The sequence below is a fragment of the Streptomyces catenulae genome, assembly GCF_000718015.1.
GTDB classification, from domain to species: Bacteria; Actinomycetota; Actinomycetes; order Streptomycetales; family Streptomycetaceae; genus Streptomyces; species Streptomyces catenulae.
The window spans coordinates 24,356-44,068 of record NZ_JODY01000045.1 but is presented as its reverse complement, the minus strand read 5'-3'; the positions used below and the strand labels follow the sequence as shown (position 1 = coordinate 44,068).

Below are 19,713 nucleotides of genomic sequence, written 5' to 3'. Positions count from 1 at the left end.
CGGGCGGCGCCCCCGCGCCCCTCGCCCCTCGACAGCTCCCCGCCCCCCCCAGACAACTCCCGCCGCCCTTTCCACCTCCCCCGGCAAGGAAAGGTAACCGCCGTCACATAACCCCCGTCACATTCACCCCTTTCCGAGTAACCGCGGTCACACAAAACCCCGGAAATGATGAAGGAAAGGGGGCGCGGCCCGCCCGCGAGTAACCCCGGTCACAGGGGGTCGAAGGTCCCTCGGCGGGCCGTGAAAGTCCCATCGAAAGGGCTGAGAAGGCGCTTTCCGGTGACGTGCCGCACAGCCGAATTCGGGCCTACTAGAGGAATTAGGGGGAGTTTCGCGGGGGTCCCGGGGGGTGCGTCGGGGGCCCCGCGGGGCGTGTCGTCCGGGGGTGGGGTGCGGGCCCTGCGGGCTGGGCGACGTAGGCTCATATGTCCAGTTCAAGCATGGTATGGCGACCGTGCGCGCCTGGGCAGGATGGGGTGATTTGGGGGATTGATCCGTGGGGTCCGCGGGGTGTCCGGCGGACATCCGGGCGGCGTCGTGCTTACGGTCCGGGCTAGTAGAAAGGGCCCTTGGCAGCACGGCAATGGCGGGTTACCAAGGAATGGCGATGCCGGTCCGCAGCCGGAACGCAGATCCCTTTCCCTTCCTTTCCGGAGGTACAACCCGCATGTCGAAGTTCGCCAAGCTCCGCAATTCCAAGAAGTCCGTTCTCCGTACCCGTGCGGTGGCCGTCACCGTCGGTCTCGGCGCCTCTGTCGCGCTGGGCGCGGGTATCGCGAACGCCGCGGATTCCGGGCTGACGAGCCTCACCTCGAATGTGAGCTCCACCGTCGCCAAGCAGGCCGATGCCCAGACCAAGGCCGTCCAGAGCGCCAAGAAGGCCGCCAACGCCTGGGTCAAGCCGGTCGACAACTACACCCTCGGCTCCACCTTCGGTATCGCCGGTAGCCACTGGTCGCACAACCACAGTGGTCAGGACTTCGTCGTGCCGACCGGTACCGCCGTCAAGGCCGTGCACAACGGCACCGTGGTCAAGGCCGGTCCGAACGGCGGCGGCGACGGTCCCGCGTACGGCAACGCCATCGTGATCAAGCACGCGAACGGTATGTACACCCAGTACGCCCACCTGTCGCAGATCAAGGTGAGCGTCGGCCAGACGGTCAAGACCGGTGAGCTGATCGGTCTGTCCGGCTCCACCGGCAACTCGACCGGTCCCCACCTGCACTTCGAGGTCCGCACCGGTCCCAACTACGGGTCGGGCATCGAGCCGACCGGATTCCTGCGGGCTCACGGCGACGCCGTCTGAGCTGAGTCCGGCCGGGCTGGCCGGCGGTACGGCGGGTTGGCCGCCGTGACCAGTTCCGTGGCGACCTCGAGGATGGCCTTGCGCTTCTCCTCGGGGTCGCCTTCGACGTGCTGCATCGTGAACTGAGCCGCGTGCAGCGTCTGGACCGCGGTCATGCACCGCATCCGGTCGACCAGATCGTCCTCCGGGTCCATGATCATGTCGCACAGCTCCAGCACCCGCCGCTTGAAGATCTGGCCGATGCTGAGATCGCGCATCGTCGCCTGGTTCTCGTGGACGAAACGGAACAGTGCCTCGGCGGTGCGCAGCGCCTCGCCGTAGCGGCGGATCAGTTCGACCTTGGTCTCCGTGGTGTGCGGCTGCTCGCGTCCCCAGGTCAGGAGGTCGTCGATCGGTCGGGCCGCGTCCTCGAAGAGCCCGATGACGATGTCTTCCTTGGTCTTGAAGTGGTAGTAGAGCGCTGCCTTGGTGACGTCGAGCTGCTCGGCGATCTCGCGGAGTGAGGTCTTCTCGTAGCCGTGCTCGGAGAAGAGCTCCAGTGCGGCGTCCTGGATGCGTCGGCGGGTGTTGCCCCTACGCGCCTGACCTGTGCTCATGGTGCTCTCCTGCGTCCTCGGTGCGGTGCTCCCGGCGCGTCAGGAAGAAACTTACTTGACGACCGGCTAGTGACGTCTTACCTTTCCTTACTGTACTGAACTAGCCGGGCGGCAAGTAAGCAGAGTAAGTGAGAGTGATGGGGATGTCGCGAAGAGCGACCCCGACGGGGGACGGCATGTCAACTGCCGAGAAGACGGAACCGGCGCAGGCGGACCAGGGGCAGACGGCGGGCAAGCAGTCCGCGAGTGTGCGGGTGGTCCTCTTCGCGCTGATGATCGCGATGTTGCTCGCGATGCTCGACAACATGATCGTCGGCACCGCGATGCCCACGATCGTCGGCGAACTGGGCGGCCTTGAGCACCTGTCCTGGGTGGTCACCGCCTATACGCTCGCCACCGCCGCGTCCACCCCGATCTGGGGCAAGCTCGGCGACATGTACGGACGCAAGGGCGTGTTCCTGTCGTCCATCGTGGTCTTCCTGATCGGCTCGGCGCTCTCCGGCGCGGCCCAGGACATGGGCCAGCTCATCGGCTTCCGTGCCGTCCAGGGGCTGGGCGCTGGTGGTCTGATGGTCGGCGTCATGGCGATCATCGGTGATCTGATTCCGCCGCGGGAGCGCGGCAAGTACCAGGGCATGATGGCCGGTGTCATGGCCGTCGCCATGATCGGCGGCCCGCTGGTCGGCGGCACCATCACCGACCACCTCGGCTGGCGCTGGAGCTTCTACATCAACCTGCCGCTGGGCGCCGTGGCCCTCGCCATGGTCACCGCGGTGCTGCATCTGCCGAAGAAGCGGGCGCAGGCGCGCATCGACTACATCGGCGCCGCGCTGCTCACCATCGGCATCACCTCGCTGGTGCTGATGACGACGTGGGGCGGGACCGAGTACGACTGGGCGTCGCCGCAGATCATCGGGCTGGGCGCGGGCGCGGTCGTCGCGCTGGTGCTGTTCGTGCTGGTGGAGCGGAAGGTCGCGGAGCCGGTGCTGCCGCTGCACATCTTCCGCAACGGCAACTTCTCGCTGGTCACGCTGATCGGTTTCCTCGTCGGCTTCGTGATGTTCGGGTCGATGACCTTCCTGCCGCTGTTCCAGCAGACGGTCCAGGGCGCCTCGGCCACCAACTCCGGGCTGCTCCTGCTCCCGATGCTGCTGGCGATGATGGTGGTCTCGCTCTTCGCGGGCCGGATCACCACCACGACCGGCAAGTACAAGATCTTCGTGGTCGTCGGCGGCGGGCTGATCACCGTCGGTCTGGCGCTGCTGTCCCTGATGGACGTCGGCACCACCCGCTTCACCTCGGGTCTCTACATGGCGGTGCTCGGCGCCGGTATGGGCTTCCTGATGCAGACCACGATGCTGATCGCGCAGAACAGCGTGGAGATGAAGGACATGGGCGTCGGCTCGTCGTCCGCCACGCTCTTCCGGACGATCGGTGGTTCCTTCGGTGTCGCGGTCTTCGGTGCGATCTTCACCCAGCAGGTGACGGACACGATGAGCCAGCGGCTCGGTGCGGCGGGCGGCAAGCTGCCGTCGGGTGGCGCCGCGCAGTTGGACCCGAAGGGTCTGGCGCAGCTGCCGCCGGTGGTGAAGGACGCCTATCTGCACGCGGTCTCCGCCGGTACGCACCATGTCTTCCTGTGGGGCGCGCTGATCAGCGTCATCGGCTTCGCGGCGGCGTGGTTCCTCAAGGAGATCCCGCTGCGTGGCGGTCCGGCCCGTCCCGTCGCCGAGCAGAACGAGGCCGCTCCGGCGCCCGTCGCCGAACCGGTCTGATCTGCCCGACCTTCCGATACGGACGGTCTGAGCTGCGGATATGAGGAGCGGCCCCTGCTTCGGCGGGGGCCGCTCCGTGCGTTCCAGGGGCCGCCGTTCCGAGGCTGCCGCATTCCATGGCCAACGGTTCGAGGGGCGCCGCGTTCCATGGCCAACGGTCCGGGTCGGTCGTCCGCGTTCCATGGCCAACGTTCCAGGGCGCCCGGCGCCGGTGCCCCGCGTCCGGGGGATCAGCCGTCGCCCCACCATTTCGCGGGGTCGCCGCCGTACGTGTACGTCGTCCTGCTCGCCGCGCCGCTGGTGCGGAACGGGCGACCGCCGTCGTCGATACGGAGGGTGCCGCTGCGCTTGCCGCTGCTCCAGTCCAGCTCCAGATACCAGCTGCAGTCGCAGGAGACCGCGTCCGCCCGGATGGCCAACGCCTCCGGGTCGCTGGCGCTGACCGTGCGCGGGAACGGCTTGGCCGGGACGGTCTTCCCCGCCTGCTCGCCGGGGACCGGCTTGACGACGGGGCTGGTGTTGTCGAGGGCGATGGAGTACGAGGACGGGGTCAGCCCGCCGCCGCAGCCGCCCGACGGGTTGTAGTGCTGCCAGCCCAGCGCCGGACCCCGGCCCACGACCTGGGCGCGCAGCGCCTCCAGGACCACCGGTTCCTTCTCCGTGCCGCGGACCACCACGCCGATCCGCGAGTGCTCCGCGTCCACCCCGCCGAGCGAGCGGGCCCAGCCGACGGTGTCCCCGGACGGCGGGGTGCCGGGCATGTTCTCCGGGGGCCGGTTGATCAGAAAGGTCTGGAAGCAGGGCAGTTCGTCGCCCCAGACGTACGGGCGGACGTTGGCCGTCAGCGGGATGCCGCCGGAGTGGCCGCCGCCCGCTCCGGCGGACGGACCGCCGGACGGATCCTTGCCGGGCGGGGTGGACGCGTCCTTCTTCCCGTCGTCCTTCCCGTCCTCCTCCTTGCCGTCCGCCTTCTTGCCCGGCCCCTTCTCCTTCGCGGTCGCCGACGGGGTGCCGTCGCCCGGTTCGCGGTCGCCGTTCTGTGTGTCGCCGTCGCGGGCGGTGGTGACGCGGTTCGCGGCGCCGTCCCCCGAGAAGCTGTACGCGGCGGTCACCGCGAGCGCGGCGGTGACGGCCACCGCCGCCGTGATCAGGACCGGGCGCCGCTTCCGGGGCGCCTTCGCCGTCACGGTGAACGCGGCATTCTCCGCCGCCTCCTCGTCCGCGCGGGCGGCCGGGCGCCGGTGCCGGTCCGCCGGAACGGGATCGGCCGCGTTCCGGGCGGCGTCCTCGTCGGGATTCCGGTCGGCCGGATGTGGAACGGTGTACGCCGCGTTCTCCGCCGCGGTTTCGTCCGGATCGACGGCGGGCGGGGTGGAGAACATCTCCGGCAGCGGCGGTTCCGTGGCCGCCGGTGCCGCCTCGGCGTTCCTCGCCCACTCCGGCTGTCGTTCCGCGGCGCCCCCCGGCACCGATGCGGACGCCGTCCCGGCTTCCGTTTCCGGCACGGGTGCCGGGTCCGGCTGCGGGGTGTCCGCCTCCGGCTCGGACGCGGCGCCCGGCGTGGGCGTCGGCGCCGTCTCCGGCTCGGGTGCCTCGTCCCGTTCCCGTTTCTTCCCGCTCCGGGCGGCCGACGCCAGGATCCATCTCCGGTGCAGCTCGACCAGTTCGTCGGGTTTCGCGCCGCAGAGCCGCCCGAGGCGTTCCGCGGGGGCGAACTCGGCGGGTACCGCGTCGCCGTTGCAGTAGCGGTGCAGCGTCGAGGTGCTCACATGCAGTCGCTTCGCCAGCGTGCTGTAGCTCTGTCCCGAACGCCCCTTCAACTCCCGCAGCATGGCCGCGAAGGAGCCCTCCCCATCGTCCTTCGTCATGCCTCAACTATTCCACCCGTTCCAGGCAGGCGTTCCAGGCTGTGGATAACCGTGCAGGTCAGGTGGGTTGGAATCATTCCGGCGTCCCGTATGAGCTGGGAATCCTTGCCGCTGGCGGGCTGGAACGGCGAATGTGATGACCACGCCGCGGCGTTGAGGCCCTCCGCCGCGGCCCACCACTTCCACCACGTGATCGAGGTACGTCATGTCTGCTCTTCGCCGTGTCCGCAAGCCCGCTCTCTTCGCCGTCACCGCCCTCGCCGCCCTCTCCCTGACCGCCTGCGGCCCCGCGGACGGTAAGGACGACGCCCTCAAGTCCGTGCCCTCCGCGTCGGAGGAGCAGGGGCAGAACACCACCGACGTCAAGGGCGGGGAGAGCGGCGGTAAGGGGGAGGCGCGGGCCTCCACCGAGCGCGGTGACAGCGCCGGTAAGGGCCAGGCCGGTCAGAACGGCGGCGCCCAGCAGAGCGACTCCGGCGGCAGCGGCGCCGCGGAGGACGTCCCCTGCACCGGCGCGACCGTGAAGGCCGAGGTCTCCCAGCCGTCGCGGCCGATCAACCACCTGCTCATCAAGATCACCAACACCGGCAGCAAGCGCTGCGACGCCTACTACGCCCCCGCGCTCCGCTTCGACGAGGACCAGGCCGCCACCCGCGAGTTGGAGGACTCCCAGCCGCAGGCTGTCGTCAGCCTCAACCCCGGTGAGTCCGCGTACGCCGGTGTCGGTCTGACGGGTGAGCCGGGCGGGGACACCCACCTGCGCGACGCCAGCAATCTGGAGGTCCACTTCAAGGGCCGGGACGAGAGCGAGCCCGACGCCGGTCACAGCGTCAACCTCGCCCTCCCCGACGGCACCAAGGTCGACGACAACGCCTTCGTCACCTACTGGCAGACCGACCCCTCCGTCGCGCTCTCCTTCTGAGCCGATGGAGTCCCCCGACCTCCGCGTCCGGCGGCGTACTTCCCCCGACCCGCCGGGCGCGGAGCCCCCACCCGGTACCGGTCCGGCGCACCCCGCGCCGGGCCGAGCCCGAGCTTCCTCAGTGCCCTGCCGCGCCATGGCAGGGACAGACGCACACCTCGTGCCGCACGCCGGGCACCGCGCCCGGTTCCACCCGTCCCTTGTCGCACCACGGATGCCGTCCGACGTGACAGGCGGGCGAGAGATACGGCTTGGCGGCGTACGGCCGGACGCCCGAGCCGCCGCGCCGGACGATGCTCACGAGATACGGCCGGACGGTGCTCATCACATAGAGGTCGCGTGGGCCGCTCATCCGGCCGCCCCGCGGAGGACGGCGGTGAGCCGTCGTGCGGTGTCGAGGTTGCAGCGTCCCAGCTCGATCAGGACGACGGGCAAGGCGCTGCCGTACGACAGCGGGTCGACGGCAAGCGACGGCAGGGCCACGCCCACCGCCCTGAGCGCGCGGTCCAGTTCGTCGCAGACGGCCTCGGCGTCCTCGGGCTGATTCGTCCCCATGGCCACTCCTGTGTTTTCGGTGTTCGAATGCCGGGACGCGCCACATCAACTACCGTGCGTATTCCGGGTGTTAAGAGAATGCACCCGCAATGGAGCCCCCTTTCCGCATGTCGGAGTCCCTTCGGTTGCTCCAGAACGTAAGTCCAGATCTTCTCGGGGAGGTCGTTATGCCGCCCAGGCGTGCGGTCACAGGTCGAAGCCAGGAGCCGCGTCAACGGTTCGCGGAGGAACTGCGGTTACTACGAGCGAAGAAAGGGGTCAGCTTCCGGGAAATGGGTGATGCTCTGGGGTGGGATGCGTCCCTTTTCGGAAAAATGGAAGGAGGGCAGACGATCGGCAGCCCCGAAGTTGTGGAAGCACTGGAGGTGTACTACGAGACACCGCCAGGGTTGCTGATCGCCATGTGGGAGATGGCTCTGGGCTCCTCGCAGCAGTTCCGCGAGCAGTATCGGCGGTACATGACGCTGGAGGCCGAGGCTGCGGGTATCCAGCAGTACTCGCCCAGTGTGATCCCGGGACTTCTCCAGACGCGGGCGTACGCACGGAGACTGTTGATGCTGGGCAGCCTGGCGCAAGGCGATCAGGTGGAGCAGCAGGCTGATGCTCGAGCAACCCGCAGCGAGTTGCTGTCCGGCGATTTGGCGCCCCACTTCCGCGCGGTCATCGACGAGGCTGCACTGCGCCGCCGCTTGCTGAATGACGAGGAGTGGTGTGAGCAACTGACCCACCTCCTGGCGATGGCCGAGCAGGACAACATCGCCATCCAGGTGCTGCCGCTCGCCGCCGGTCCGTGCGAGTTGATAAACACGGACACCGCTCTTCTGCGACTTCCGGAAGGGCGCACGGTGGCCTGGGTCGAGACCGGGTTCGACGGACAACTGGTGACCGATAACGCCGGAGTTGAGCGGCTGCAGTTCAGTTACGATCGGCTGCGCGACCACGCTCTCTCCCCGCGCGAGTCCGTCGAGTTCATTCAGCGTCTTCTGGAGGAAATCCCATGTCCGTCCGCCGAGTCGAACTGAGCGCTCTCCAGTGGCGTAAGTCCAGCTACAGCAACCACGATGGCGGCGACTGCATCGAGGTGTCGGACGACCTTCTCTCCGCCCTCTCCTGGCGTAAGTCGAGCTACAGCAACCAGGAGGGCGGCAACTGCATCGAGGTCTCCGACGACCTCGACGCGGTGGTTCCGGTCCGGGACAGCAAGGTTCCGGCGGGTCCGGCGCTGGTGTTCGGGGCGCCGGTGTGGGCGTCGTTCGTCGGAGCGGTGAAGGGTGGTGCGCTGTCCGGGCGCTGAGATCCGGGGACGACGACGGGCGGCGGCGCGACCGGCTGATCGCGGTCGTGGCGGTGCTCGTCGTGGCCACCCTCCTCGGGTGGGCCTGGTTGTCCGACGCGGGGGCGCCGCCCCTGGAGAGCCGGGCGGCGGCGCTCGCCACGACAGAACAGCAGGTCAGGAACGTGGCCGCGGATGCCGGTATCGGGATCAGCGGACGGTACAACCCGGGTGCGTCCTACGAGACATGCGGCCGACGCGGCGTCCCGGCGCCGACCGAAGGCCCGTACACCCTGACGTACACCGCGTACGCGGACCTGCCCGACCGGATGCACATCGCCGCACTGCGACGGCTGCGGGCGGCGCTGGAACGGAAAGACGGCGTCGAGATCACCGCGTACGAGGAACGGCCGCAGGTGCAGGAGGCCCAACTCGACGCCGACGACGGGCCACACCGCCGCCACATAGCCGTCGCCTCCGCCAAACCGCCGCACACGGTCCGGCTGGCGGTCAGCACGGAATGCTTCCGGCAGCCGGTGGACGGGCGGTAGCGCAGCCCCGTCCCCGCCGCGGTCAGCCCTGGCCCGACAGATGGGCGAGGACGTGCGCGGCGCCGTCCGCGGAGAAGGCGTCGGCCAGCCCCGCGGCGGCGCCCGCCGCGGCTGCGGTGGAGCGCGGGCGGCGGAACTCCTCGTAGGACGCGACGGCGGCGTCGACGGAAGGGTGGTCGAGCAGGGCGCGGGCGAGGTCCGCGCCGTCCCGCATCGCCAGGTTGGCGCCCATGCCGCCGATCGGGGACATCAGATGCGCCGCATCGCCGAGGAGGGTGACACCGGGGGTGCGCCGCCAGAGGTGGGGGACGGGCAGTGCGTACAGCGGGCGGTTGACGTAGCCGGTGTCGGTGGCGTGCAGGAAGGCGCGGAGCGGGGCGCCCCAACCGGAGAAGCGGGCCAGCAGGGCGGTGCGGACGGCGGCGGGATCGGCGAGGTCGACGCCCGCCGTGCGGTGCCAGTCCTCGGCGGTGCGCAGACCGAGGTGGATGCGGATCCGCCCGCCGCCGTTGCGCTGCGCGATCACGCCCTGACCTGCGTCAAGGGCCATCATCATGCCGTTGCCGGTGAAGGCGGCCAGCTCCGGGTGGCGGTGGTCGGCGTCGTGCAGTTCGGCTTCGACGACGGTGACGCCGGTGTAGCCGGGGCGGGCGTCCGAGACCAGCGGGCGGACCCGGGACCAGGCGCCGTCCGCGCCGATGACCAGGTCCGCTTCGGTGGTGGAACCGTCGGCGAAGTACAGCCGGTGGCCGCCGCCGCCCAACGGTTCGGCGCGCTCCAGGCGCTGGCCCCACCGGACGGTGCCGGGCGCGAGCGCGTCGAGCAGGAGGCGCCGCAGCCGACCACGGTCGATCTCGGGCCGGGCATCGGCGCCGTCCCCGGTCCCGGCGCCGCTCCCGACATCGTCCCCGCCCCCGTTCCCGTTCTCGGGTGGGGCGGCGTCGAGCAGGAGGTGGCCGTGCCGGTCGGCCACCCGTATCTGCTGGCCCTCGGGTCGGGAGAGGGGGTGGAACGCGTCCCACAACCCGGCGGCGCGCAGGGCGTGTTGGCCGGTGTCGGGGTGCATATCGAGGCTGCCGCCCTGGTCACGGGCGGTGGCGGAGGCGTCGAGATCGTGGACGGTGACGGCGACGCCGTGGCGCTGAAGGACCCGGGCGCAGGTCAGACCGCCGGGACCGGCACCGACAACGGCGATCCGGGGCGGGCGTGGCGCGACGGAAGGAGGCGTGACGGAAGCAGACGCAGCGGAAGCAGACGCAGCGGAAGGAGGCGTGACGGACGGAGACGTGGCGGAAGAAGGCATGGCGGTGTCCTCGATTCGTCGGAGAGGGCTGCGCGGACAGCGGACAGCGGACAGCGGACAGCGGACAGCGGACAGTGGGCAGTGGGCAGCGACAGCGGGCCCGAGGGCCGGGTGCGGGGCGGCCCGACCGCAGGGCAGGGCAGCGCAGGGCAGGGCGAACGGGCAGGTCAGGGCCGTGCGGCTCGCCGTGGCCCTGCCGGAACGTCCTCCATGAAAGGGCACCCATAAGAAAAGTGCAACCGTGAAACTTTTTGGGTCGTGCCACCTTGGATAGGGTGGCGGCATGCCCACTCCCGCCGAGCCCACCGCCGCCGAGCCCACTGCCGCCGAGCCCGCGTCCGTCGAGTCCAGTCCCGTCGAGCCCGCGCCCGTAGGGCGTCGCGAGCGTAAGAAGGCGGCCACCCGTCGGGCGCTCGCCGATGCCGCGCTGCGTCTCTTCCTGGAACACGGCTATGACGCGGTGACGCTGCACACCGTCGCCGATGCCGCCGATGTCTCCACGACCACGCTCCTCAAGTACTTCCCGAGCAAGGAAGCGCTGGTCTTCGACGAGGAGGCGGACCAGGAAGCGGGGCTGGTCGCCGCCGTACGCGACCGGAAGAAGGGCGTCAGCGTCCCGGCGGCGCTCCGCGCCCACGCCGAATGGGCCCGCCGGAAGATCGCCGACGAGGCGTCCGGTGCGGCGGAGTTCTTCGCCCTGATCGAGCGCACCCCGGCGCTCGCCGCGTACGCCCACCGCATGTGGATGCGTCATCAGACCGCGCTCGCCCGGGCCATCGCGGAGGACGCCGGAGCCGCGCCGGACGATCCGCGTAGCGCGGCGCTGGCGCATTTCGCGCTGGAGGCGGTCGCGTTGGCGTACCGGGCGGAGGACCAGGTGGCGGTGTTGGACGCGGCGTTCGACCTGCTGGAGAACGGGTGGAGCCGGGGCTGAGCGGTCGGCGGCAGGCGGTCGGCGGCGGGCGGTCGGCGGGGGCGGGCGCGGCACCGTAACGGCGCTGGTCGGCGCCCGCCCGGCCAGGGAAAACCCCCGCGCGCCACGGGTCGCCCCTGGCTACGGTGACCCGATGACGGAAATCAGAGTGCTGGACGAACGCGCGGCGTGGGAGCGGGACTTCGAGCGGCGGTTGCGGGACACGTATCTCGCCGCCAGGCTCGGAGCGGACGCGGCGCAGACCCGGGTCGGCCAGGTTCGGGAGCGGGAGAAGGCGGCGGAGTGGACCGTCGCGGAGATCGGCCACGACGGGGCCCGGATCGGGTACGTCGCGGTGGGTGTCACCACCGAGCACGGCATAGCCGCCGGCCGTATCGGCGACCTCTGGGTCGATGCCGTACACGCAGGTCAGGGCCATGAACAGGCCGCCCGGTCGTGGGCGGAGGCGTGGTGCGCCGAGCGGGGTGCCCGCCGGGTCAACGTCCGGGTCGCCGGACCGGACGGCGGTCTCTTCGCGGACTATCCGGTCGAGGGGCAGGTGCGTATCCGCACCTTCGACGGCCCGCAGCCGTCGTCCGATCCGGTCGCCGCACGGCCGATGACCACGGGCGAGTATCCGCGCTGGCTCGCCGCCGAGAAGGACGCGTATCTCTACGGCATCGTCCGCGCCGGTGCCCTGACCAGGGACGAAGCCCTCCGTAAGGCGGAAAAGGACTTCGCCGAACTGCTGCCGCAGGGCCTGTCCACCCCTGGCCACGCCGTCCTCGTCCTGCAAGTCGAGGGCGCGCCGGTCGGCAGCGCCTGGCTCCACCACGGCCATCTGCCCGGCGTCACCTACGGTTTCAGCCTCAACGTGGACGACGCGCAGCGCGGCAAGGGATACGGCCGTGGCGCGATGGCGGTGGGGGAACAGGCCACCCGCGCCGCCGGGGACACGGCGCTGATGTTCACGGTCTGGGGCGGCAACGAGGTGGCGATGAATCTGTACGACAGCGCCGGATTCCGGGTGCTGGAGAGCAGCCGGTCCCTTCCCGTTTCCGACTGAGTACCCCGCCGCGTTCCCCTCGCGTTCCTGCCGCGCCCCTCGCGGTATTCCCGCCGAACGGCCGTCGAATTTCTCGAATTTGGGAGAGGGAGGAGAGGGGGAGGCGGAAGGGATGCGGAGGGGGCGGCGTGCGGGGGAGAGAGGCGGGAGCCTCTCCAGGAATCCGGAGGGATTCAGGAAAGGATTCTGCTTTCCCGCCGGTTCGGCATTCGGGCGGCAGGGGCGGCGGCATTCCGTTCCGTATGAGGTGCGGAGGGGCTGCGGGGGACGGAGTGGCGGTACGTATTTCGCGGCCCGCCACCGTGCGTGATCCCGCCCGTCTCGCGCCCGGAATTTGCGCCGAACTATCCGTCGCCGGAACGCAGTTGGAATCGAACGCCAGGTAAATGGGGCGGAGTTACCTGAAGAGGGGCAGGGGTAGACCGGACCGTTCCGGCGGCCCCGCCCCGGACGCCGTGTGGGCCCCCGCCATCAGGCGAGGGCCCACACGTACGGACTCCGTCGGTTCAGGGTCAGGTTCGGGTTCGGGTCCGGGCCCGAACCCGGGGGTCAGCCCAGCTTGCTGACGTCGCGCACCGCGCCCTTGTCCGCGCTGGTGGCCATCGCGGCGTACGCACGGAGCGCCTGGGAGACCTTGCGGTCGCGGTCCTTGGGGGCGTAGACGCCGCCCAGGGCCAGACGGCGGGACTCCAGCTCCGTGTCGGGGACGAGGAGTTCGATGGAGCGGTTCGGGATGTCGATGCGGATGCGGTCGCCGTTCTCGACGAGGGCGATGGTGCCGCCGGACGCCGCCTCCGGGGAGGCGTGGCCGATGGAGAGCCCCGAGGTGCCGCCGGAGAACCGGCCGTCGGTGACGAGCGCGCACGCCTTGCCCAGACCGCGCCCCTTGAGGAACGACGTCGGGTACAGCATCTCCTGCATACCCGGGCCACCCTTGGGGCCCTCGTAGCGGATGACGACGACGTCACCCTCCTTGACCTGCTTCTTCAGGATCGCGTCGACCGCGGCTTCCTGGGACTCGCAGACCACGGCGGGGCCCTCGAACGTCCAGATCGACTCGTCGACACCGGCGGTCTTCACGACGCAGCCGTCCACGGCGAGGTTGCCGTAGAGAATCGCCAGCCCGCCCTCGGTGGAGTAGGCGTGCTCGATGTCGCGGATGCAGCCGTTCGCCGCGTCGGTGTCGAGCGACTCCCACCGCTCCGACTGGGAGAACGCCTTCGCGGAGCGGACGCAGCCGGGCGCCGCGTGGAACAGCTCGGTCGCCTCCGCGGACGGGGAACCGCCGCGGATGTCCCAGTTCTTCAGCCAGTCGGCGAGCGAGGAGGAGTGGACGGTGTGGACGTCCTCGTTGAGCAGCCCGGCGCGGTACAGCTCGCCGAGGATGGCGGGGATGCCGCCCGCGCGGTGCACGTCCTCCATGTAGTACGCGCCGTTCGGGGCGACCTTCGACAGGCACGGCAGCTTCCGCGACAGCTCGTCGATCTTCTTCATGTCGAAGTCCAGCTCGGCCTCCTGGGCGGCGGCGAGCAGGTGCAGGATCGTGTTGGTCGAGCCGCCCATGGCGATGTCGAGCGCGACGGCGTTCTCGAACGCGGCACGGGAGCCGACGGAGCGCGGCAGGACGGTGGTGTCGTCCTGCTCGTAGCGGCGCTTGGTGATCTCGACGACGGTGCGTCCGGCGTTCTCGTACAGCGCCTTGCGGGCGGTGTGGGTGGCGAGGACGGAGCCGTTGCCGGGCAGGGCCAGACCGATCGCCTCGGTCAGGCAGTTCATGGAGTTGGCGGTGAACATGCCGGAACAGGAACCGCAGGTCGGGCAGGCGTTCTGCTCGATGCGGAGGATGTCCTCGTCGGAGACGTTCTCGTTGACCGCCTCGGAGATGGCGTTGACCAGGTCGAGCTTGCGGACCGTGCCGTCGACCAGCGTGGCCTGACCGGCTTCCATCGGGCCGCCGGAGACGAAGACGGTGGGGATGTTGAGGCGCATCGCGGCCATCAGCATGCCCGGGGTGATCTTGTCGCAGTTGGAGATGCAGATCAGCGCGTCCGCGCAGTGCGCCTCGACCATGTACTCGACGGAGTCGGCGATCAGATCGCGGGACGGCAGGCTGTAGAGCATGCCGCCGTGGCCCATCGCGATGCCGTCGTCGACGGCGATGGTGTTGAACTCCCGGGCGATGCCGCCCGCCGCGTGGATCGCCTCGGAGACGATGCGGCCCACCGGCTGGAGGTGGGTGTGGCCCGGCACGAACTCGGTGAAGCTGTTGGCGACGGCGATGATCGGCTTGCCGAAGTCCTCCCGCGCTACGCCGCTGGCCTGCATAAGGGCTCGGGCGCCGGCCATGTTGCGGCCATGGGTAACGGTGCGGGACCTCAGCTCGGGCACGATGGTCACTCCCTAGGGGATCGTCTCGGACGACCGCCGCTGCGGCACCGGAAGGAGGGCATCCGCCCTGCTCCGTACCGGCGGCGTCGTACATCAGCCGTCCTGTATCAGCTCATCCCGAGAGTACGCTGCCGATCCGCGATCCGGACAAGTCCTCCGCATGGTGAGACGGGTGACCGGAGTGCGGACGGGCGCGGACGGGTTCCCGGGGCCGGTGCGGCCGGTCCCGCGGCGGCGTCGCCCTACCGCTTCGGGGACGCCAGATGGAGGCGGGTGAAGGCCAGCGCCTCGGCGAGATCGGCCTCGCGCTCCGCCGCGGACATCGCCCGGCGGGTGTTGACCTCGACCACGACATGGCCGTCGAAACCGGTCCCCGCGAGCTGTTCCAGCAGCTCCGCGCAGGGCTGGGTGCCGCGCCCCGGCACCAGATGCTCGTCCTTGCCGGAGCCGCTGCCGTCGGCGAGATGGAGGTGCGCCAGCCGGTCGCCCATCCGCTCCACCATCTTCAGCGCCTCGCTGCGCGATGTCGCGGTGTGCGAGAGGTCGATGGTGAAGTGGCGGTAGTCGTCGTTGGTCGGATCCCAGTCCGGCGCGTACGCCAGCATCTCGCGGTCGCGGTAGCGCCACGGATACATGTTCTCGACGGCGAACCGGACGTCCGTCTCGTGCTCCATCCGCCACACCCCGCGCACGAACTCCCGCGCGTACGACCGCTGCCAGCGGAACGGCGGGTGGACGACGACGGTGGAGGCGCCGAGCTTCTCCGCGGCGTTCTTCGCCCGCTGGAGCTTGACCCACGGATCGGTCGACCACACCCGCTGGGTGATCAGCAGACACGGCGCGTGCACCGCCAGGACCGGCACACCGTGGTAGTCGGACAGCCGCCGCAGCGCCTCGATGTCCTGGCTGACCGGGTCGGTCCACACCATGACCTCGACGCCGTCGTACCCCAGACGCGCGGCGATCTCGAACGCCGTCGCCGTCGACTCCGGGTAGACCGAGGCCGTGGACAGCGCGACCTTCGCATCGGGGATGCGCACCACTGGCTCTGTCACGAGGGACAGCGTACGGGCCGCACCGCTCAGGGCGTCGGCAGGTGGTCGAGCCGCCGCAGGATCACGCCCTCCCGCAGCGCCCACGGGCAGATCTCCAGCGCATCCACCCCGAAGAGGTCCATCGCCGCCTCCGCCACCAGCGCCCCCGCCAGCAACTGGCGGGAGCGGCCCTCGGAGACGCCGGGCAGCGCGGCACGCTGCTGCGCCGTCATCCCGGCCAGCTTCGGCACCCACTCCTCCACCTTCTTGCGCTCCAGCTCCCGCTGGACGTAGAGCCCGTCCGAGGCGCGGGCGGCGCCGGTGATCCGGGCCAGCTGCCGGAAGGTCTTCGACGTACCGACGACATGATCGGGGTTGCCGTAGCGGGTGAAGTCGCTCACCACCCGCGCGATGTCGGCCCGCACCCGGCGGCGCAGCGCCCGCACATCGTCCGTGCCGGGCGGATCACCGGGCAGCGCGCCGCTGGTCAGACGGCCCGCGCCGAGCGGCAGCGAGGTCGCCGCGTCCGGCTCCTCGTCCAGCCCGTACGCGATCTCCAGGGAGCCGCCGCCGATGTCCAGGAGCAGCAGCCGCCCGGCCGACCAGCCGAACCAGCGGCGGGTGGCGAGGAAGGTGAGCCGCGCCTCGTCCTCCCCGGAGAGCACCCGCAGCGCGACACCGGTCTCCTCGGCGACACGGCGCAGCACCTGCTCGCCGTTGGTGGCCTCGCGGACCGCGGAGGTGGCGAACGGCAGCACGTCCTCGACGCCCTTGTCCTCGGCCACCTGCCCGGCCTCCCGGACGGTCGCGACCAGCCGCTCCACGCCCGCGTCGCTTATCGCGCCGTCCGCGTCGAGCAGTTCGGCGAGCCGCAGCTCCGCCTTGTGCGAGTAGGCGGGCAGCGGGCGCGCGCCCGGGTGCGCGTCGACCACCAGGAGATGGACCGTATTCGAACCCACATCGAGGACACCGAGTCTCATACGGGGAAACCTACTGCGGCGCCCGGGACCCCCGGGGGCGCGGGGGCGCGCGTAGTAGGTGTGTGCGCCTGGCTGTCCGGATCCGGGTGCGCCGGGCCCGTACGCTGGAGTCGTGGCTAAGACGAACAAGGCGAAGCGCGGGAAAGCCGCGGAGAAGGGCGCAAAGCGCCAGGCGGGCGCCCCGGCCGACGAGGTCGGCCTCGACTTCGCCCGCGCCTGGGTCACCTTCCCGGACCCGGCCGACGACGAGCAGCTCTTCCGCTGCGACCTGACCTGGCTGACGTCCCGCTGGACCTGCATCTTCGGCAGCGGCTGCCAGGGCATCCAGGCGGGCCGCGCCGACGACGGCTGCTGCACGCTCGGCGCGCACTTCTCCGACGAGGAGGACGAGGAGCGGGTCGCCGGACACGTGGCGCGGCTCACGCCGGAGCTGTGGCAGTTCCACGACGTCGGCACGGAGAGCGGCTGGACCGAGGAGGACGAGGACGGCGACCGGCAGACCCGCCGCTGGCAGGGCTCCTGCATCTTCCAGAACCGCCCCGGCTTCGCGGCGGGCGCCGGCTGCTCCCTGCACCTGCTGGCGCTGCGCGAGGGCCGCGAGCCGCTGGAGACCAAGCCGGACGTCTGCTGGCAGCTCCCGGTGCGCCGCACCTACGACTGGATCGACCGGCCCGACGACACCCAGATCCTCCAGGTGACGATCGGCGAGTACGACCGCCGCGGCTGGGGCCCCGGCGGCCACGACCTGCACTGGTGGTGCACCTCCGCCACCTCCGCCCACGGCGCCGGTGACCCGGTCTACGTCTCGTACGAACCGGAACTCACCGAGCTGATGGGCAAGGAGGGGTACGCCAAACTCGTCGAACTCTGCGAGGAACGGCTGGCCGCCACCCTCCCGCTCGCCCCGCACCCGGCCGACCCGGCGACCCCGCCGGAGTCCGCCCGCTCGGGCAAGGCGGTCAAGCTGGAGGTTCCGGAGGCGGGCCGGGGCTGAGCCCGGGACGGCCCGCGGCGACGCGGCCGTTCCACCCCGCCGTTCCAGCCGCTGACCTGCCCGTTCCAGCCTTCCGCCGACTACCGCACGGTGGCCACCGGCGTCGACGAATCCGTCGGCGTCGGGCCGGTGGGGGTGGGATCCGGTGACGTCGGAGGCGTCGGCGACGGGCGGGTCGGCCGCGGCGCCGGGGTGGTCGGACGGGGCGGCGTCGGCGCCGGGGGAGTGGGGCGCGGACGGCCCTGGCCCGGGGAGTCGCCGCCCCGGCCCTCCATCGTGACGGCGGTCGCGCCCGGCCCGATGACGATGCGGGTCCGCCACGGCCCGTCCGGCTCCCGGTCGTGGTCGACGGCGACGGTCACCGCCGTGCTCCGCCCCGGCTCCAGCTCCCCCGCCGTCCGGCTGAGCTGGAGCCACGGGGCGCCCGCGGCCGCCGTCCAGCGCACCGGGGCGCCGCCGGACGCGCTGAGCGTGATCACGGTCGTCGCGCCGCGCGGCTGCGCCGTGACGGTCAGCCGCCCGGGGCCGGTCGACCGGCGCGCGCGCCCGCCGTCCGCGCCGGTCACCCGCGCCGTCACCTCCCCCGGCACCTCGGACGCCGACGCCGCCGGGCGCGGCGGCGTCCCGGCGTTCCCGGCGTTCTCGTACGGGCGGCCGTCCAACCGCCCGCTGTCCGAGTCGACGGCCGTCACCGGGGGCGCGCTCTCCGCCTCACCCGGTGCGGGGGCGCCCCGGTACGCCGCCCACAGGGCCAGCACCGGGGCGGCCAGCACGGTGGCGACGATCGTGGTCGTCATCGCGCGGCTGCGCAGCCGCATCCGGCGGGCCGCCAGATCCGTCGCACGGACCGGGAAGCCCCGGCGGTCGTAGCGTGGAGAACCGTTTGCCCCACCGCTGCGGCCCGTCCGGCGCGCACCGGACGCCACCCCCGAACCGGCGACCCCCTCGGCCCGCCCGGACCGCGTCCGCCGGGCCGCCGCCAGCGCCCCGAACACCGCCTCCCGGGGCGCCGCGACCAGCGGCAGCGTCCCCCGGGCCGCGGGTGCGGTGCCCGGCCAGGGACCGGTGGCCGTCGCGCACTCCGCGGTGCCGCGGCACTCGGCGCAGTCGTCGACGTGCCGCACCAGCTCCCGCCGGAGCACCGCCCCCAGCAGCATCCGGGTGCCACCGGCCAGCCGCGCCACGTCCGGGCAGTGCCCGCGCTCCACCACGGCCAGCGCCGCGCGGGTCCGCTCCACCTCGCAGGAGGCGGTGGCCAGCAGCGCCCGGGTGGCGACCGGATCGGTGCCGAGCACCGCGGCCACCTCCGCCGCGGGCAGCCGGTGGCGGACCGACAGCTCCAGCGCCTCGCGCTGCTCCGGCGTCATCCCCGCCGCCTCGGGCCACGCCAACCGGGCCAGCTCGCGCCGCCCGGACTCCGGGTCCGCCGCCGGGTCCGGCGCGCTGGGATCGGCCAGCCGCCGCAGGCACGCCCAACGGGCCAGGGCGTAGAGCCAGGGGCGGTACAGACCCGGGTCGTCGGGGCGTCTGCCGTGCTGCCGCTCGGCGAGCGCCAGCGTCTCCCCGAGCACCGCCGCCGCCGCGCCGTGCGCGCACAGCACGGACAGGCAGTACGTGAACAGCCCGTCCAGATACGGCTCGTAGCCCGCGGCCCGGACGGGATGCCCGGGACGGCCGGGGGGACCGGGACGCGCGGCATGCGGCTGGCCGCCCGGAGCGCCCGGGGTCCCCGGGGGCGGGGCCAGGACGGGCCAGGCGACGCGGACCGACCGCTCGGGGCGGACGGCCTGCTCGGGACGGTCGGAGGGCACCGGTCGGCCGGGGTGCTGCGGCCTGCTCCGATGCGAAGCGCCGCTGCGCGACCGGTGTGCGCCGGTGGTGTGCGTGGGGTGCTCGGGCCTGCTCATCACCCCGGCGACGGTAGGGCGATGATCCAGCGGCACTGGCCGTCTGGCCGCACATTCAACCCTAACGAGTGAGCATCTCACTCAAAAGGGGACATGAACCACCCGTTCCGCCCAAGCCTCCCGAACGTGACGGGGCCGGGGCGGGCCCCTCGGACCGTTTCCCGCCTCTCCTCCGGGACACCGGACCCGCCGGAGACGAGGGGGCCGGGCGGTCCGGGCCGGGCGGTCCGCCGTCGCCCCGGCCGACCGCCGCCGACCCCCGCTGTCACACCCCGCCGCTAC

The 19,713-nt window shown here is 71.6% G+C and carries 17 protein-coding genes; 9 read left to right on the top strand and 8 right to left on the bottom strand.

The genetic code is table 11. The features are described 5' to 3' along the window. The first annotated feature begins 667 nt into the window (after positions 1–667). A complete protein-coding gene (locus IF23_RS0128595) occupies positions 668–1,306 on the top strand; it encodes a M23 family metallopeptidase (RefSeq protein ID WP_030288774.1) in 639 nt (212 codons plus the stop codon). Here IF23_RS0128595 and IF23_RS0128590 read toward each other — a convergent pair. After that, the gene (locus IF23_RS0128590) at positions 1,288–1,902 is read right to left on the bottom strand and encodes a TetR/AcrR family transcriptional regulator (protein ID WP_037680067.1); all 615 of its coding nucleotides are present in this window, start codon (positions 1,900–1,902) and stop codon (positions 1,288–1,290) included. The two genes, IF23_RS0128595 and IF23_RS0128590, sit on opposite strands and share 19 nt — an antisense overlap. Before the next feature lie 137 nt (positions 1,903–2,039). On the opposite strand from IF23_RS0128590, the gene IF23_RS0128585 reads away from it, so the two are divergent. After that, complete coding sequence (locus IF23_RS0128585; protein ID WP_030288771.1) at positions 2,040–3,677, top strand: MDR family MFS transporter; 1,638 nt, start codon at positions 2,040–2,042, stop codon at positions 3,675–3,677. Positions 3,678–3,907: 230 nt separating this feature from the next. On the opposite strand, the gene IF23_RS0128580 is transcribed toward IF23_RS0128585, so the two are convergent. After that, the gene (locus tag IF23_RS0128580) at positions 3,908–5,545 is read right to left on the bottom strand and encodes a helix-turn-helix domain-containing protein (RefSeq protein ID WP_030288766.1); all 1,638 of its coding nucleotides are present in this window, start codon (positions 5,543–5,545) and stop codon (positions 3,908–3,910) included. 205 nt (positions 5,546–5,750) lie between these two features. Between IF23_RS0128580 and IF23_RS0128575 the strand changes: the two genes are divergently transcribed. Continuing rightward, positions 5,751–6,467, top strand: a complete 717-nt coding sequence (locus tag IF23_RS0128575; RefSeq protein WP_030288759.1) for a DUF4232 domain-containing protein — start codon at positions 5,751–5,753, stop codon at positions 6,465–6,467. Positions 6,468–6,815: 348 nt separating this feature from the next. Here IF23_RS0128575 and IF23_RS0128565 read toward each other — a convergent pair whose 3' ends face one another. Further along, complete coding sequence (locus IF23_RS0128565; RefSeq protein WP_030288755.1) at positions 6,816–7,022, bottom strand: hypothetical protein; 207 nt, start codon at positions 7,020–7,022, stop codon at positions 6,816–6,818. Between the two features lie 107 nt (positions 7,023–7,129). On the opposite strand from IF23_RS0128565, the gene IF23_RS0128560 reads away from it, so the two are divergent. The 3 genes from IF23_RS0128560 to IF23_RS0128550 are packed head-to-tail and all read left to right on the top strand — an operon-like array spanning position 7,130 to position 8,846. After that, the gene (locus IF23_RS0128560; protein ID WP_342667942.1) at positions 7,130–8,044 is read left to right on the top strand and encodes a helix-turn-helix domain-containing protein; all 915 of its coding nucleotides are present in this window, start codon (positions 7,130–7,132) and stop codon (positions 8,042–8,044) included. Beyond that, complete coding sequence (locus IF23_RS0128555) at positions 8,020–8,316, top strand: DUF397 domain-containing protein (RefSeq protein ID WP_030288750.1); 297 nt, start codon at positions 8,020–8,022, stop codon at positions 8,314–8,316. Before IF23_RS0128560 ends, IF23_RS0128555 begins: the two co-directional genes overlap by 25 nt. Before the next feature lie 47 nt (positions 8,317–8,363). Next, a complete protein-coding gene (locus tag IF23_RS0128550; RefSeq protein WP_030288745.1) occupies positions 8,364–8,846 on the top strand; it encodes a hypothetical protein in 483 nt (160 codons plus the stop codon). 22 nt (positions 8,847–8,868) lie between these two features. On the opposite strand, the gene IF23_RS0128545 is transcribed toward IF23_RS0128550, so the two are convergent. Then, positions 8,869–10,149, bottom strand: a complete 1,281-nt coding sequence (locus tag IF23_RS0128545) for an FAD-dependent oxidoreductase (protein ID WP_078654328.1) — start codon at positions 10,147–10,149, stop codon at positions 8,869–8,871. 283 nt (positions 10,150–10,432) lie between these two features. Here IF23_RS0128545 and IF23_RS0128540 point away from each other — a divergent pair, with 283 nt between their 5' ends. Both IF23_RS0128540 and IF23_RS0128535 read left to right on the top strand, forming a co-directional pair. Beyond that, positions 10,433–11,083 carry a TetR/AcrR family transcriptional regulator gene (locus IF23_RS0128540; protein WP_078654327.1) on the top strand — a complete coding sequence of 217 codons (651 nt, stop codon included), beginning with the start codon at positions 10,433–10,435 and terminating at the stop codon, positions 11,081–11,083. 133 nt (positions 11,084–11,216) lie between these two features. Beyond that, positions 11,217–12,128, top strand: coding sequence for a GNAT family N-acetyltransferase (locus tag IF23_RS0128535; protein ID WP_030288741.1), 912 nt, complete (start codon positions 11,217–11,219; stop codon positions 12,126–12,128). 549 nt (positions 12,129–12,677) lie between these two features. Here IF23_RS0128535 and ilvD read toward each other — a convergent pair. The 3 genes from ilvD to IF23_RS0128520 all read right to left on the bottom strand — a co-directional run bounded on the left by ilvD (position 12,678) and on the right by IF23_RS0128520 (position 16,530). Continuing rightward, on the bottom strand, positions 12,678–14,516 hold the full coding sequence (gene ilvD / locus IF23_RS0128530; RefSeq protein ID WP_030288739.1) for a dihydroxy-acid dehydratase: 1,839 nt from the start codon (positions 14,514–14,516) through the stop codon (positions 12,678–12,680). Positions 14,517–14,758: 242 nt separating this feature from the next. Next, positions 14,759–15,559: a sugar phosphate isomerase/epimerase family protein gene (locus IF23_RS0128525; protein WP_030288737.1), complete on the bottom strand. Its 801-nt coding sequence runs from the start codon at positions 15,557–15,559 to the stop codon at positions 14,759–14,761. A gap of 38 nt (positions 15,560–15,597) precedes the next feature. Then, positions 15,598–16,530 (bottom strand): Ppx/GppA family phosphatase, encoded by a 933-nt coding sequence (locus tag IF23_RS0128520; RefSeq protein WP_030288735.1) that lies wholly within the window; start codon positions 16,528–16,530, stop codon positions 15,598–15,600. A gap of 112 nt (positions 16,531–16,642) precedes the next feature. Here IF23_RS0128520 and IF23_RS0128515 point away from each other — a divergent pair, with 112 nt between their 5' ends. After that, positions 16,643–17,524: a DUF3109 family protein gene (locus IF23_RS0128515; protein WP_051739950.1), complete on the top strand. Its 882-nt coding sequence runs from the start codon at positions 16,643–16,645 to the stop codon at positions 17,522–17,524. Positions 17,525–17,604: 80 nt separating this feature from the next. Here the strand turns inward: IF23_RS0128515 and IF23_RS0128510 are convergent, their stop codons facing one another. Further along, positions 17,605–19,431 (bottom strand): BACON domain-containing protein, encoded by a 1,827-nt coding sequence (locus IF23_RS0128510; protein WP_245655143.1) that lies wholly within the window; start codon positions 19,429–19,431, stop codon positions 17,605–17,607. Positions 19,432–19,713: the final 282 nt, after the last annotated feature.